Source organism: Salimicrobium album (genome assembly GCF_900107115.1).
GTDB lineage: Bacteria > Bacillota > Bacilli > Bacillales > Halobacillaceae > Salimicrobium > Salimicrobium album.
This window is the reverse complement of sequence record NZ_FNOS01000001.1, coordinates 126,775-141,155: the sequence shown is the minus strand read 5'-3', so window position 1 is coordinate 141,155 and position 14,381 is coordinate 126,775. Positions and strand designations below refer to the sequence as shown.

Below are 14,381 nucleotides of genomic sequence, written 5' to 3'. Positions count from 1 at the left end.
AAAACCGAATAGATCGGATGAGGTGTAAAATGGACGATAAATGGAATTTGTTACTGTTGCAAAGTTCTCCGAACGTAACCCGGAATCTGCTAAGAAAAATGATTGCCCGGGACCCTGATCTTACTACATATATTCACCTTCCCCCCGAACGCTGGTATCTACAGCTTAATATTCCTCTGGAACGTGCAAGAAAAATAAGCAGACACGTCTCTCTCCCCCACACCAATAAGTCCCTCGAGAAAGCTCTGAACAGGTACCACGCCATTATCATTTCAGATACCGTTTATCCGGAACAGCTGAAATGTATACCCGATCCGCCGCTTGTACTTTACGCATCCGGAGACACCGCCCTTCTCGGTCATAAACGGAGTATAAGCGTAATCGGTACGAGAAAGCCTTCCTCATACGCTCTGCCGGCTATGAAGAAAGTTCTTCTCCCCCTGATCAAAGAAGACATCTGTTTCGTAAGTGGAATGGCTGCAGGAGTTGATCAATATGCTCACCGGCTTGCTCTCCGGAACGGGGGGAGGACTGTCGCTGTTCTCGGCTCCGGTCTGGACAATGTCTATCCGGTGAACGATCTTGCTCTTTATCAGGAATTGATGAATAAAGAGCTCGTCATAACGGAGTATGCACCTCACGTCACGCCCCGAAAATTTCATTTCCCGGAAAGGAACCGGATCATTTCAGGATTAAGTGAGGCTACTGTAGTAGTGGAAGCCCGGATGAGGAGCGGTACGATGATTACGGTGGATCAGGCTCTCGAGCAGGGAAAAGATGTCTATGCGTTCCCGGGACCGGTAGGCAGCAAAACGAGCGAAGGCTGTCACGCCATCATTGACCAGGGGGCGAAAATAGTCCATACTCATCGGGATATCCTGAACCCTTAAATGGAAGAAAAAAGTTGAACCGGTTTGACAAAGTGATTGTATCTATTCAATAATGAGTAAGATTTAATTTATAAAAACCTCTATGGGAGGCTTGTACATGGCAGACTATCTGGTAATCGTCGAATCACCTGCTAAAGCTAAAACAATTGAAAGGTATCTGGGCAAGAAATATAAAGTGAAAGCATCTCTCGGACACGTCCGTGATCTGCCGAAGAGTCAGATGGGGGTAGATGTGGAAGCGGAAGATTTCAGCCCGAAATATATAACGATACGCGGTAAAGGACCCGTATTGAAAGAACTTAAAACTGCTGCAAAAAAAGCGAAAAAAGTATATCTGGCTGCCGACCCCGACCGTGAAGGAGAGGCGATCGCCTGGCACTTGGCCCACGCTCTTAATATAGACGGGGGAAGTGAGTGCCGGGTTGTGTTTAATGAGATCACGAAAGATGCCGTCAAGGAATCTTTCAAAAATCCGAGGACCATCAACGAAGATCTTGTAAAAGCACAACAGGCGCGTCGTATTCTTGACCGTCTCGTCGGTTACAACATCAGTCCGATTTTATGGAAGAAAGTTAAAAAAGGTCTCAGTGCCGGACGGGTGCAGTCGGTTGCTGTGAAACTGATCATCGATCGGGAAAAAGAAATAAATAATTTCACACCCGAAGAATACTGGTCCATTGAAGGGAACTTCAAAAAAGGTAAAGAATCGTTCGAAGGTTCCTTTTACGGAGTAGATGGCAAAAAACAGAATTTAAATTCCGAAGAAGACGTCACAGCCATTACGAAGCGTCTTCAGGGAGACAAATTCGAAGTACAGAAAGTGAATAAAAGGGAAAGAAGAAAAAATCCGGCCCCCCCGTTCACTACGTCATCACTTCAGCAGGAAGCTGCAAGGAAACTCAATTTCCGGGCGAAGAAAACGATGATGCTTGCCCAGCAGCTCTATGAAGGTGTCGACCTTGGAGGAAAACAGGGGACGGCAGGCCTTATTACGTATATGCGTACCGACTCCACCCGTATTTCCGAAACGGCCAAATCGGAAGCGCTCGATTACATTGTGGAAGAATTCGGGGAGGAGTTCAGCGCATCAGAGAAAAAGAAGGAAAAGAAAAAAGAAGGGGCCCAGGACGCTCACGAAGCTATTCGTCCCACTTCCACGCTGAAAGAACCTTCTTCTCTTAAAAAGATCCTTTCGAGAGATCAGTACCGATTATATAAACTGATCTGGGAACGTTTCGTAGCCAGCCAGATGGCCCCTGCTGTCATGGATACGATGACGGTTCATTTGTATAATGAAGGAGTGGAATTCAGAGCAACGGGATCGGATATTAAATTTAAAGGTTTCATGAAAGTGTACGTAGAGGGAGAAGATGATAGCAGTAAAGATAAGAATAAACAGCTGCCTCACCTCGAGGAAGGGATGACGGTCGAAGCAGAAACTGTCGAACCCAGCCAGCATTTTACACAACCGCCTCCGAGGTATACGGAGGCAAGGCTCGTACGTACGCTTGAGGAACTCGGTATAGGCCGTCCGTCCACTTTTGCTCCTACGCTGGATACGATACAGCGAAGAGGCTACGTGTCTCTCGACAATAAACGGTTTATTCCTACAGAGCTTGGAGAAATAGTGCTGGAGCAGCTGCTCGCATATTTTCCGGAAATCCTCGATGTGGAATTCACGAAGAAGATGGAGGATGATCTGGACAGTATTGAAGACGGGGAGGAAGACTGGATACGCGTTCTCCGGGAGTTCTACAAAGGATTCGAACCCAGACTGACTACTGCTGAGAAAGAAATGGAAGAAATTGAGATAAAAGATGAACCGGCAGGGATCGCCTGTGAAAAATGCGGTCACGAAATGGTCTACAAGATGGGGAGATACGGTCAGTTCCTCGCCTGTTCCAACTTCCCTGACTGCAGAAATACAAAGCCTATTCTGAAGAAAATAGATGTCACTTGCCCTAAGTGTGAAAAGGGAGAGATTGTAGAAAGAAAAAGTAAGAAGAACAGGAAATTTTATGGCTGTGAACGATACCCTGATTGTGATTTCATTTCCTGGGACAAACCGATCAGCAGGCCATGTCCGAAATGTGAGTCCCTTCTCGTAGAGAAAAGACTGAAAAAGGGTAATCAGATACAGTGTACGGAATGTGATTACAAAGAGGAACTTCAGGAAAAATGAGTATGTGAAACGAAGCTGATGACGAAAGGACAAAAACCGGATGTTCAATTCGGCACCATGTTCTTCCACGATTGTTCCATAAATAACAGACCCGGCGAACCCGTATATCACTGTGCGGTTTTGCCGGGTCTGTTCAATTTTGTTTCCGTTTCATTCTCTGCGGAAGCTAATCGTTGACAGTAGCAAAACGCTTCTATATAATAAGCGCTTGTGGTAAAAATGTTTGATGTCGGCGACAATTCTGAATTTTGTTACAATTTTGTTAAATATGTTGTAATTACTTGTTTTCAATGATATCATTTAGTCGTTTTGTGAGGTGAAGTGAATGACGGGATACGAAGAGTGGTTGCGTCAGTATATGGAATATTTGCAGATTGAAAAAAATGCTTCATCTAACACCATACAAATGTATAAAAGAGATCTTGAGGAATTTGAACAATTTCTTCAACAGGAAGTCATCCAGAGCATCGTACATATCGATATGGGGGTTGTGCGTTTATATTTGTCGCAATTATATGACAACAGTCTCTCAAGAAGGTCGGTCTCCCGAAAGCTTTCCTCTTTACGGGGATTCTTCCGATTCATAGAAAGAGAAGGCGGGATTGAAAAGAACCCTGTAATGGAAATGCACCTGCCCAAAGAAAACAAATACATTCCTCAGTTCTTTTATGAAGAGGAAATAAATGAATTATTCAAAGCAGCGGAGACTTCAACACCGCTTGGACAGAGGAATATGGCAATTCTCGAATTGCTGTATGGTACCGGTATACGGGTGAGTGAATGTGCCGGTCTGGATGTGGATCGAATAGATTTTTCTCTGTCGACGATTCTGGTCACAGGGAAAGGGCGGAAGGAAAGATATGTTCCCTTCGGTGAATATGCCAAAAACGCTCTCGAACGATACTTGAATGAGGGACGTGTACAGCTGCTGAATAAAAGTGGCACCGCCTCCTCCAAAGTATTTCTTAACAACCGGGGGCATCCGATAACCCCGAGGGGGATCAGAGTAGTACTGGACAAACTCGTCAAAGATGCTGCTATGACAATTGACATCCATCCCCATAAAATAAGGCATACGTTTGCTACGCATTTGCTGAATGAAGGGGCGGACTTACGTTCCGTTCAGGAATTGCTCGGTCATGATCATTTATCAAGCACTCAAATATATACCCATGTTTCAAAAGACAGACTGAAGGATGTATACAGAAACAGTCATCCGAGAGCCAGAAAGTGAGGGTCAGAGCAATGGAAAATACATTCCACGCAACAACTATATTTGCCGTCCGGCATAATGGGAAAAGTGCCATGTGTGGAGACGGTCAGGTTACAATGGGGAACCAGGTAGTCATGAAGCATAAAGCGACGAAGGTAAGAAAATTGTACGGAGGCCGGGTGCTTGCCGGTTTTGCAGGTTCCGTAGCCGATGCATTCACTCTATTCGAAAAGTTCGAAGCTAAACTTGAAGCTTTTGACGGTAATCTGGCGCGTGCATCCGTTGAGCTGGCTAAAGAGTGGAGGGGCGACCGCATGCTCCGCAAACTTGAAGCTATGCTCATCGTGATGGACGATAAAAAAATGTTCCTTTTATCAGGCACCGGCGAAGTCATCGAGCCGGATGACAACATTCTGGCTATCGGGTCCGGCGGAAACTTCGCCCTGAGTGCGGGTCGTGCGCTGATGAGATATGCGCCGGAAAAACAGGCTGCAGAAATCGCTGAAGCTGCACTCACAATCGCCGGTGAAGTATGTGTGTTCACTAACGACCAGCTGACGCTGGAAGTACTTGAATAAAGGAGGCCAGAATATGTCTGTAGACTTGACACCACAGAAGATCGTAGAAAAACTGGATCAGTATATCATCGGTCAGAAAGAAGCAAAGAAATCCGTGGCGATTGCGCTGAGAAACAGATACCGGAGAATGCAGCTGGATGAAGATATGCGCAAAGAGATAGTCCCGAAAAATATCCTCATGATTGGACCGACCGGGGTCGGGAAAACCGAAGTGGCAAGACGTCTGGCCAAATTGACGAACGCCCCGTTCATCAAGGTGGAGGCTACAAAGTTTACGGAAGTGGGCTACGTAGGCCGGGATGTGGAATCGATGGTCAGAGATCTCGTAGAAGCCTCCATCCGGGTCGTGAAAGAAGAGAAGACAGAAGGCGTGCAGAAGAAAGCTGAAAAACAGGCAGACAAGCGTCTCGTAAAACTTCTTGTTCCTTCTTCTTCGGAGAAGCAGGGACCATCGATGAAAAATCCGTTTGAAATGCTCTTCAATCAGGACAGTGAAGAGGAAGAGAAAGAAGAAGACGAAGCCCATGATACGAAAAACAAGCGTCAGACCGTTGAAAGACAACTGAAAAACGGCGAACTGGAAGATGAAATGGTTACGATTGAAGTGGAAGAGTCCCAGGCGGGGGCGTTTGACATGTTCCCGGGTTCGGGTATGGACCAGATGGGAATGAATATGCAGGATGCTTTCAGTCAGTTCATGCCAAACAAAAAGAAAAAGCGTAAGCTGGCAGTAAAGGACGCCAGGAAGGTGCTTGCCCAGGAAGAAGCCCAAAAAATGATCGACATGGATGAAGTGAATCAGGAAGCTGTGAACAGGGTGGAGCAGTCCGGGATGATCTTCATAGACGAAATAGATAAAGTGGCTGCAAAGGGAGAATCCCAGGGTAATGTTTCCCGGGAAGGTGTACAGAGAGATATCCTTCCGATAGTCGAAGGCTCCACAATTATGACCAAGCACGGAGCGGTTTCCACCGATCATATACTGTTTATCGCTGCCGGTGCTTTTCATATGTCGAAGCCGTCGGATCTGATACCGGAATTACAGGGACGCTTCCCGATTCGCGTGGAACTGCACAAACTGAGCGTCGAGGATTTCGAGAATATTCTGAAGGAACCGCAGAACGCACTGTTAAAGCAGTATAAAGCACTTCTTTCGACGGAAGGTATCGAAATCAACTTTACTCCCGAAGCGATTACGAGACTCGCGGAGATTGCGGCTACTGTTAACAGGGACACAGATAATATAGGGGCCCGCCGGCTCCACACTATTCTGGAAAAGCTTCTCGAGGATCTATCCTTTGAAGCTCCCGAAGTAACGATGGAAACCATTGAAATCACACCGCAGTACGTAGACAGCAAACTGTCTGCGATTGTAGATGACAAAGATTTAAGCAGATTTATACTTTAGGACTGGAGGAATGAAAATGAACTTGCTAGAACGTACGAGAAAAATAAACGCTATGCTGCAAACTACTACAGGGAAATCAGTGGACTTCAACGATATGTCCGCTACGCTCAGAGACGTAATCGGAGCTAATATTTTCGTGGTAAGCCGGAGAGGAAAGTTGCTCGGTTTTGCAATCAAACAGGAAATCGAAAACGAACGCATGAATTCCATGCTTTCCAACCGTCAGTTCCCTGCGGACTATACGGACAGCCTCTTCAATATCCAGGAGACTACGTCGAACCTGGATATCGAAAGCCGCTACACAGCTTTTCCGGAGGAGAACAAAGATCTGTTCGAAGAAGGTTTGACGACCATTTGTCCGATTATCGGCGGCGGCCAGCGTCTGGGAACGTTGATTCTCAGCAGACTTGATCAGAGCTTCAATGAAGACGATCTGTTGCTCGCTGAATATGGATCCACTGTAGTGGGCATGGAGATTCTGCACGAAAAAACGGAAGAAATAGAGGAAGATGCCAGGAACAAAGCCGTCGTCCAGATGGCTGTAAGCTCTCTTTCCTATAGTGAACTTGAAGCAATTGAGCACATCTTCGAAGAACTTGAAGGGAAAGAAGGCCTGCTCGTTGCCAGTAAAATTGCAGACCGGGTCGGTATTACCCGTTCCGTTATCGTAAATGCCCTCCGTAAACTTGAGAGTGCCGGGGTAATCGAGTCACGCTCTCTCGGAATGAAGGGAACTTATATTAAAGTGCTTAATGATAATTTCCTGCTCGAACTGCAAAGACTTAAAACCGACTGATAGACATACGACGGTCGAACAATTAAAGACGATTCATTCCACTGAATGCCACAAAGCAGACGTTAACATCTGTTTTGTGGCTTTTTTTATATATAAAGCAGTTTCCATGCCTGTTTTTAGAAATAAAATAACCGATAAAAATTGCTAATTTAAGCTATTTTGAAAAAAATTTACAAAAAAACGTTTATTTTTATTAATAATTGTGGGAAAATGACGATAAGGAAGGTTTGCTTTTAAGATGAGGTCTTAACTAAGCGAAATAATTCGGTCATGTTTGAAATCATACGGTTAAAAAGTCTCTTGCCCCGGTTTTAAAATAACGGCGGTGAATGGGGCTGATAAAATTGAGTGGGGTGAAAAATTGCAGTTATTCAATAATACTTTCAACGTATTAGAAAATTCATTGAATTACGCCACGGCAAAAAACCGGGCAATTTCAAACAATATATCCAATGTGGATACGCCCGGGTATAAATCAAAGGATGTTTCATTTGGAAATGTTCTGAATGGAGCACTTGAAGCCGAGCGTACCAATGCGAGACATCTTTCGTTCAGCGAAGGACAAAAAGCAGGCTATCACAAATTCGAACGATCCGGCACTACATATAACCATAATGGGAATAATGTGGACATAGATAAGGAAATGACGGAGCTTGCAAATAATCAAATTTATTACCAGGCGCTTGTCGATCGGATGAGCGGTAAATTCCGCTCCCTTGAAAATGTTATCAAAGGAGGAGGCGCCTGATGAGTATATTCCATTCCATCAATAACAGTGCCAGTGGTCTGACGGCGCAGAGGCTGCGGATGGATCTGGCTTCTTCCAACATAGCGAACGCCGATTCTACACGGGCGACCCTCAATGAACAGGGGGAATGGGAGCCGTATCGTCGTAAAATGGCCGTCCTTGAACCAGGTCAACAATCTTTCCGGTCTTACCTGAATCACGCCTCGGGGAAAACTCCAGGGCAGGGAACGGGCGTGCGTGCCACAAAAATAACGGAAGATGATGAACCTTTCAAAAACGTATACCGGCCGGAACACCCGGATGCAGACGGAGACGGGTATGTACAGATGCCCAACGTCGATCCTTTAAGGGAAATGACGGAACTTATGAGTGCTACAAGGTCATACGAGGCTAACGTCACTTCCATGAACGCGTCGAAAAGCATGCTGATGAAAGCTCTAGAAATAGGAAGGTAGGAGGCGGAGATATGGTAAACCCGATTAACGGATTGCCCCAGATAGCAGTACGCGATAATCCCGGACCGTCGGCTTCCGAGGTCCACTCGAAGTTCGGAGATAGTTTGAAGAACGCTATCGACGGAGTAAATAATGCGCAGGGTGAATCCAATGAAATGACTAAAGCGCTGGCCCGCGGTGAGGTGGACGATTTGCACAACGTAATGATCACTTCTCAGAAAGCAAGCATCATGATGTCTACTGCCACGGAAGTTCAGTCCAAAGTGATTGAGGCCTATAAAGAAGTGATGAGAATGCAAGTGTAAATTCTGACAAACAAATACGAATATATGGTTGTTTTTTGTGGGGGCTAATATGAACGAGAAATTTGACGATTTTAAAAATAAAGCGACTGCTTACTGGAGAGATAGGTCAAAAGGGCAAAAAAGACTGATGGTCGGATCAGTTTTTGCTCTTTTGTTCATTATAGTAGTTATTAGTATTTTTGCTTCCAGAACGAATATGGTCCCGCTCTATCAGGAGCTTTCCCAGTCGGAAGTAGGGCAGGTGAAAGGGGAACTTGAAGCCCGGGGAGTAGAATATGAGATAACGGACGGGGGTACTACCATCAGCGTACCCGCCGAGAACGCAGAGTCTCTTCTTGTGGACCTGGCAGCGGCCGGGATCCCGGAAAGCGGGAACATCGATTACAGTTTCTTCAGTAACAACGTATCCTGGGGGATGACGGATAATGAATTCGATATGATACGTGTCGACTCCATGCAGACGGAACTCGCCGCCCTCATGAGCAGCATCGAGGGGATCAATGATGCAAAAGTGATGATCAACATTCCGGAAGAAGAAGTATTCGTCTCGGACGATCAGCAGCAGACGTCGGCTTCCATTGTAGTGAACACGGAACCCGGGCACCGCCTTGAGGCAGGACAGGTCGAAGCATTGTATAACCTGGCATCGAAATCCGTGCCCAATCTTACTAATGAAAATATAGCTATTATGGATCAGAATTTCGAATATTATGATCCCGAAAGTTCTGATGCAGTAGCCGGAGCTGCAGATTATACTCAGCAGCAGGAAACTAAAAAGCAGATAGAACGGGACATACAGCAGCGTGTGCAGAAAATGCTCGGAGCCATGATGGGTCCCGGGAAAGCGGTGACCAGTGTCACTGCGGATATCGACTTCACTCAGGAAAAGCGTAAGGAAGAACTTGTCGAATCCGTAAATCCGGATGAAATGGAAGGGCTTCCTGTCAGTATAGAAAAGATCGAAGAAGCCTATACCGGAGGAGGAGCCCCCGGGGGCGTGGCAGGATCAGGCGATGAAGACGTGCAGAATTACCCCGGAGAAGACGGAGAGGGACCGGGTGATTATGAAATGACGAAAGAAACGGTTAATAATGAGTTCAATCGCATTTATAAGGATATAGAGGAAAGTCCCTTCAAAATCCGGGATCTCGGTATACAGGTAGCGGTGGATACTGCCAGCGGCCAGAATGAAAACGGGGAACTCGAATATTTGACGGAAGCCGAACAGGAAGAGGTTTCCGGGGAAATCGATACCCTGCTTAACTCGATGATCAATACTTCAATAAATACTCAATATGAAGAGAACGTAAATCCGGAAGACAGTGTGTCCATCGTTTTCCAGGAATTCCAGGGTGCTTCTTTCACAGAAGAAGAATCGAAGAAGATTCCGTTGTGGATATACATCGTCGGAGGTCTGCTTATCCTTGGTCTTATCTTCTTAGTATTCAGAATTATCCGCAATCGCAGAACCGAAGAAGAATATTATGAAGAAACAGCACCAGCAACGACCGTTTCCGAACCGTTACCAGACATGGAAGATCGGGATGATGAAGCAGCCAGAAGGAAAAAGCAGCTTGAACTCATAGCAAAAGAAAATCCGGAAGATTTTGCTAAGTTATTGCGAACCTGGATTTCGGAAGATTAAGGAGGTGGCTGAATGCCGCAGAAAAAACTCTCGGGTAAACAGAAGGCGGCTGCCTTACTTATATCGCTCGGTCCGGACGTAGCCGCCCAGGTTTACAAACACCTGAGTGAAGAAGAAATGGAACAGCTGACGCTTGAGATCTCTTCCGTACAGAAAGTGGACAGCACTCAGAAAGAAGAGATAGTCGAACAATTTCACCAGATCGCCCTCGCCCAGGACTATATTTCACAGGGCGGGATTTCTTATGCGAAAGAAGTTCTGGAAAAAGCCGTGGGGACTGACGAGGCCTCGAATATCCTGAGCCGACTTACTTCCTCCCTTCAGGTAAAACCTTTTGACTTTGCCAGAAAAGCGGAACCTGCCCAGGTACTCAACTTCATCCAGAATGAACACCCTCAGACTATAGCTTTAGTTCTCTCATATCTGGATGCATCTCAGGCCGGTCAGATTCTATCCGAGCTACCCCAGGAAGTACAGGCGGACATTGCGCGCAGAATCGCCACGATGGATTCCACTTCGCCGGAAGTTATTTATGAAGTGGAACAGATACTTGAAAATAAGCTGTCGGCTACGTTAACGAATAACTATACCGAAACCGGCGGTATAGAGGCTGTAGTGGAAGTGCTGAACGGGGTGGATCGAAGTTCGGAGAAAACAATTCTGGATGCACTTGAAGCCCGGGACCCTGAACTTGCAGAAGAAATTAAGAAACGGATGTTTGTCTTCGAAGACATAGTAACGCTCGATAACCGTGGGATACAACGGGTGATCAGAGAGGTTAACGGCGAAGATTTACAGCTGTCTCTCAAAGTTGCGAGTGACGAAGTACAGGAAGTGGTGTTTGAAAACATGTCGGAAAGAATGGTTGAGAATTTCAGAGAAGAAATGGAAATTATGGGCCCTGTCCGCCTGAGAGATGTCGAAGAAGCCCAGACGAGAGTGGTGGGCACTATCAGACAACTTGAAGAGATAGGTGAGATTGTCATCGCCCGCGGAGGAGGAGATGACATCATTGTCTAAACGTATCATACCCATCCGCTCTTTCCCTGCGGGTGAAGGACACTCACGCGGAAGTGAAGAGCGGCTGCCGGCAAAAAACGAAGAAATCATGCAGAGAGAAGAGGAAGCAGAGTCTTTTTTTGAACAAAGAAAACAGCAGGCAGAGAAGCTGCTGAACGGTGCGAAGGCCAGGGCAGAAAAAGAAAGAGAGGCCCTTGAGGAAGAAAGGGGGATCGTTTTTGCAGCAGCCAGAGAAGAGGCATACGAGTCAGGTTACACCGAAGGGATGCAGCAGGCCGAAGCAAGGTACGACTCATTAATTGCAAAACTGAACAATCTTATCAATCAGGCAGAAAAAGAGCGGATGGAAAAAATTAAAAGTGCCGAAATGGATGTGCTGCATATTGCCATGCACGCAGCCAAAAACATACTCGGGCAATCACTTCAGGACCATCCTGAACAGTTCCAGCATCTGGTCGCTGAAGCCGTGAAAGAAGTGGCCGATCAGCCGGCTGTTTCTATTTATGTGCATCCCGATTTTTATGAACAGGTAGCTGTATACCGGGAGGAGCTCAGAAAAACGATTAATTCCGAAGCCCGTGTCTCCGTCTATGTTAAGCATTTTGACGATCCACTGGATTGCTATGTCGAATCACCTTTCGGAAGAATAGATGCAAGTGTCGACAGTCAGCTGGATCTGATCAGAAAAGCGGTCATTGAGCTTGTGAAGGAAGGAGAATGAAATGGATATAACGGCAGTCACCGAAGAAATATCTCAGGTGCAAAGGTATAAGCATTATGGGAGGATTCACAGAGTGGTAGGACTGATGGTGGAATCGAAAGGACCGGAAGCTTCCATAGGTGATGTGTGCTATATCCATTGTCCGAAAGCGGAAAACGGGATGATCCTGTCGGAAGTTGTGGGATTTCAGGGAGAAAATATACTGTTGATGCCCTATCAGGAGATGGTTGAAATCAGACCGGGAAGTCTTGTGGAAGCTACCCACAGTCCCTTGAATATTAAAGTCGGCAGGGGCCTCATCGGTTCGGTACTGAACGCGCTCGGAGAGCCGATGGATGGAGGTGCCCACCCTCTCGGACTCGATAAATTCGAAACGAACCAGTCTCCTCCGAACCCTCTTTCCCGTCCGAGAATCAGAGAGCCGATTGAACTCGGGGTAAGGGCCATAGACAGCCTGTTGACCGTCGGGAAAGGGCAGAGAATAGGTATTTTTGCTGGGAGTGGCGTCGGGAAAAGTACGCTGCTCGGTATGATAGCGCGTAACAGCTCGGCAGATATTAACGTCATAGCCCTTATAGGGGAGCGGGGAAGAGAAGTAAGGGAATTTTTGGAGAACGATCTCGGAGAAGAAGGGCTTGAACGTTCAATCGTTGTCGTGGCTACCTCGGATCAGCCGGCTCTGCTCAGGCAAAAGGGAGCGTATACGGCCACAGCCATCAGTGAATATTTCAGATCTCTCGGGTACGACGTAAATTTAATGATGGATTCGGTGACCAGGGTCGCAATGGCTCAGCGGGAAATCGGCCTCGCTACAGGAGAGCCGCCGACCACTAAAGGGTATACCCCTTCCGTATTCGCTATGCTTCCAAAGCTGCTGGAACGGACCGGGAGCAGTGCAGAGGGTACTATCACTGCTTTTTACACTGTACTCGTGGACGGAGACGACTTCAACGAACCTATATCGGACACTGTCCGGGGCATACTGGACGGCCATTTTATCCTTAACCGTAAAATAGCGGAGCAGGGGAGATATCCTGCACTGGACGTACTCAGTTCAGTAAGCAGAGTTATGAATCAGATTGTCACCGAACGCCATCTGCAGACAGCGAAGCAGTTCCGCTCCCTGCTGTCGACGTACGAAGAGAATAAAGAATTAATCCAGATCGGCGCTTATAAAAAAGGGAGCAGCAAAAGTATTGATGCGGCCATCGGCAAGTACCCGGAACTGATTAATTTCCTTTCGCAGGAAACTATGGAAAAAGCACCTTACGAGCTGACAGTAGCAGAGCTTGAAGAATTGTTTCTGACAGATGGATAATTTCAAAGACATAGCCCACAGATAAAAGAAGCGTCTGTAGAAGGTGGAATAATAGTGAACATAAATGCTTTTCTGAATTTGAAGAAATTCAAGGAACGGGAAAAAGATCAGATGCAGAAGAACTATCAGGCAGCCGTTGATACTTTTGAAGAAAAAGCGACGTCTCTGTACAACCTCCTGAAAGAAAAGGAGGAACTGGAGATGAAAATTGATGATAATCTTTCCGGGGGGATGGTGGACCTTTCGTCCATCCAGCATCATCAGTATGCGGTGCAAATGGTAGAAGATGAAGTGAAACAGCTCCATCCCCGGGTGCAGGAAGCAAGATTCAAAATGAATGAGCTGGAAGATCAGCGTAATGAAGCGTTTAAACAAGTGAAAAAATATGAGAAGTTGATTGAGCTGAAAATAGAGGAACACAGCAGCTGGCTGAAAAAAGAGGAAGCCCGGGAAATGGACGAGATATCTCTACAGCAATACTCAAACAGAGTGAACAGGTGATGAGATGAGCAGGAAAAACAATGAGGAACAGAAGGCCGGAAAATTACAATGGTTCTTTTTCGTTATAGTAGTCCCCCTCATTTTTGTGGGCATTTTTACTATTGTTGTAATGAAGATGATGGGGATGAACGTAATGGAGGAAGCTGCTGAAGTTGGCCGGAAAATTCCGGGATTCACTGAAACGGATAATGCGGAAGAAGAAAAGCGGAACGAGCGGAAAAGTGCCGAGCTCGAATCAAATGTGGAAAACTACAAAAAAGAAATCGAGGAGCTTAAAGGTACCGTTAAAGCCAAAGACAGTAAAATTGAAGATATGAAACAGGAAATAGCTACATTGGAAAGCAGTGCAACCGATAAAGAAGATAAGGAAGAAAATGAACAAAATACGAATGTTACAGAATTGGCGGGTTCCTTTGAAGAAATGGATCCTGAGAAAGCTGCTTCGATATCCGAAAATATGGAGTTGGCTATTGTTGTAGAAGTACTGAGAGAAACGGAAAGTGAAGCCAGAGGAGAAATACTTGCCGCAATGGAGCCGGAAACCGGAGCAACTGTAGCGGAGCTTCTGGCGTCTGACTGAATGGAAAGGAGGTGAAAGTGT

Annotated in this window: 15 protein-coding genes; all 15 read left to right on the top strand. The window is 46.2% G+C overall.

Annotated elements, in window-relative coordinates:
* The first annotated feature begins 29 nt into the window (after positions 1-29).
* The 15 genes from dprA to BLU03_RS00645 all read left to right on the top strand — a co-directional run bounded on the left by dprA (position 30) and on the right by BLU03_RS00645 (position 14,360).
* Complete coding sequence (gene dprA, locus BLU03_RS00715) at positions 30-890, top strand: DNA-processing protein DprA (RefSeq protein WP_008587920.1); 861 nt, start codon at positions 30-32, stop codon at positions 888-890.
* 97 nt (positions 891-987) lie between these two features.
* Positions 988-3,072 (top strand): type I DNA topoisomerase, encoded by a 2,085-nt coding sequence (gene topA, locus BLU03_RS00710; protein ID WP_076570385.1) that lies wholly within the window; start codon positions 988-990, stop codon positions 3,070-3,072.
* 325 nt (positions 3,073-3,397) lie between these two features.
* Positions 3,398-4,306, top strand: a complete 909-nt coding sequence (gene xerC / locus BLU03_RS00705) for a tyrosine recombinase XerC (RefSeq protein ID WP_076570387.1) — start codon at positions 3,398-3,400, stop codon at positions 4,304-4,306.
* Between the two features lie 11 nt (positions 4,307-4,317).
* Positions 4,318-4,863: an ATP-dependent protease subunit HslV gene (hslV, locus tag BLU03_RS00700; protein WP_008587914.1), complete on the top strand. Its 546-nt coding sequence runs from the start codon at positions 4,318-4,320 to the stop codon at positions 4,861-4,863.
* Between the two features lie 13 nt (positions 4,864-4,876).
* Complete coding sequence (hslU, locus tag BLU03_RS00695) at positions 4,877-6,271, top strand: ATP-dependent protease ATPase subunit HslU (protein ID WP_093104886.1); 1,395 nt, start codon at positions 4,877-4,879, stop codon at positions 6,269-6,271.
* A gap of 16 nt (positions 6,272-6,287) precedes the next feature.
* Positions 6,288-7,067 carry a GTP-sensing pleiotropic transcriptional regulator CodY gene (gene codY / locus BLU03_RS00690; RefSeq protein ID WP_008587910.1) on the top strand — a complete coding sequence of 260 codons (780 nt, stop codon included), beginning with the start codon at positions 6,288-6,290 and terminating at the stop codon, positions 7,065-7,067.
* Between the two features lie 361 nt (positions 7,068-7,428).
* Positions 7,429-7,815 (top strand): flagellar basal body rod protein FlgB, encoded by a 387-nt coding sequence (gene flgB, locus BLU03_RS00685; RefSeq protein WP_008587908.1) that lies wholly within the window; start codon positions 7,429-7,431, stop codon positions 7,813-7,815.
* Complete coding sequence (gene flgC, locus BLU03_RS00680) at positions 7,815-8,270, top strand: flagellar basal body rod protein FlgC (RefSeq protein WP_008587905.1); 456 nt, start codon at positions 7,815-7,817, stop codon at positions 8,268-8,270. Before flgB ends, flgC begins: the two co-directional genes overlap by 1 nt.
* An 11-nt stretch (positions 8,271-8,281) precedes the next feature.
* On the top strand, positions 8,282-8,575 hold the full coding sequence (gene fliE / locus BLU03_RS00675; protein ID WP_093104883.1) for a flagellar hook-basal body complex protein FliE: 294 nt from the start codon (positions 8,282-8,284) through the stop codon (positions 8,573-8,575).
* Positions 8,576-8,624: 49 nt separating this feature from the next.
* A complete protein-coding gene (fliF, locus tag BLU03_RS00670) occupies positions 8,625-10,220 on the top strand; it encodes a flagellar basal-body MS-ring/collar protein FliF (protein WP_093104880.1) in 1,596 nt (531 codons plus the stop codon).
* A 12-nt stretch (positions 10,221-10,232) separates the two neighbouring features.
* Complete coding sequence (gene fliG / locus BLU03_RS00665; RefSeq protein ID WP_008587899.1) at positions 10,233-11,240, top strand: flagellar motor switch protein FliG; 1,008 nt, start codon at positions 10,233-10,235, stop codon at positions 11,238-11,240.
* A complete protein-coding gene (fliH, locus tag BLU03_RS00660) occupies positions 11,233-11,961 on the top strand; it encodes a flagellar assembly protein FliH (protein WP_176765371.1) in 729 nt (242 codons plus the stop codon). Before fliG ends, fliH begins: the two co-directional genes overlap by 8 nt.
* 1 nt (position 11,962) lies before the next feature.
* On the top strand, positions 11,963-13,279 hold the full coding sequence (gene fliI, locus BLU03_RS00655) for a flagellar protein export ATPase FliI (protein ID WP_008587894.1): 1,317 nt from the start codon (positions 11,963-11,965) through the stop codon (positions 13,277-13,279).
* Between the two features lie 54 nt (positions 13,280-13,333).
* Positions 13,334-13,780 (top strand): flagellar export protein FliJ, encoded by a 447-nt coding sequence (gene fliJ, locus BLU03_RS00650; RefSeq protein WP_008587892.1) that lies wholly within the window; start codon positions 13,334-13,336, stop codon positions 13,778-13,780.
* 4 nt (positions 13,781-13,784) lie between these two features.
* A complete protein-coding gene (locus BLU03_RS00645) occupies positions 13,785-14,360 on the top strand; it encodes a MotE family protein (protein WP_008587891.1) in 576 nt (191 codons plus the stop codon).
* Positions 14,361-14,381 lie beyond the last annotated feature (21 nt).

Coding starts and splice junctions, on each gene's coding strand:
- topA (WP_076570385.1), top strand. CDS start 988: ATGGCAGACTATCTGGTAATCGTCGAATCACCTGCTAAAGCTAAAACA.
- fliG (WP_008587899.1), top strand. CDS start 10,233: ATGCCGCAGAAAAAACTCTCGGGTAAACAGAAGGCGGCTGCCTTACTT.
- BLU03_RS00645 (WP_008587891.1), top strand. CDS start 13,785: ATGAGCAGGAAAAACAATGAGGAACAGAAGGCCGGAAAATTACAATGG.
- fliI (WP_008587894.1), top strand. CDS start 11,963: ATGGATATAACGGCAGTCACCGAAGAAATATCTCAGGTGCAAAGGTAT.
- hslV (WP_008587914.1), top strand. CDS start 4,318: ATGGAAAATACATTCCACGCAACAACTATATTTGCCGTCCGGCATAAT.
- flgC (WP_008587905.1), top strand. CDS start 7,815: ATGAGTATATTCCATTCCATCAATAACAGTGCCAGTGGTCTGACGGCG.
- codY (WP_008587910.1), top strand. CDS start 6,288: ATGAACTTGCTAGAACGTACGAGAAAAATAAACGCTATGCTGCAAACT.
- fliE (WP_093104883.1), top strand. CDS start 8,282: ATGGTAAACCCGATTAACGGATTGCCCCAGATAGCAGTACGCGATAAT.
- fliF (WP_093104880.1), top strand. CDS start 8,625: ATGAACGAGAAATTTGACGATTTTAAAAATAAAGCGACTGCTTACTGG.
- xerC (WP_076570387.1), top strand. CDS start 3,398: ATGACGGGATACGAAGAGTGGTTGCGTCAGTATATGGAATATTTGCAG.
- hslU (WP_093104886.1), top strand. CDS start 4,877: ATGTCTGTAGACTTGACACCACAGAAGATCGTAGAAAAACTGGATCAG.
- dprA (WP_008587920.1), top strand. CDS start 30: ATGGACGATAAATGGAATTTGTTACTGTTGCAAAGTTCTCCGAACGTA.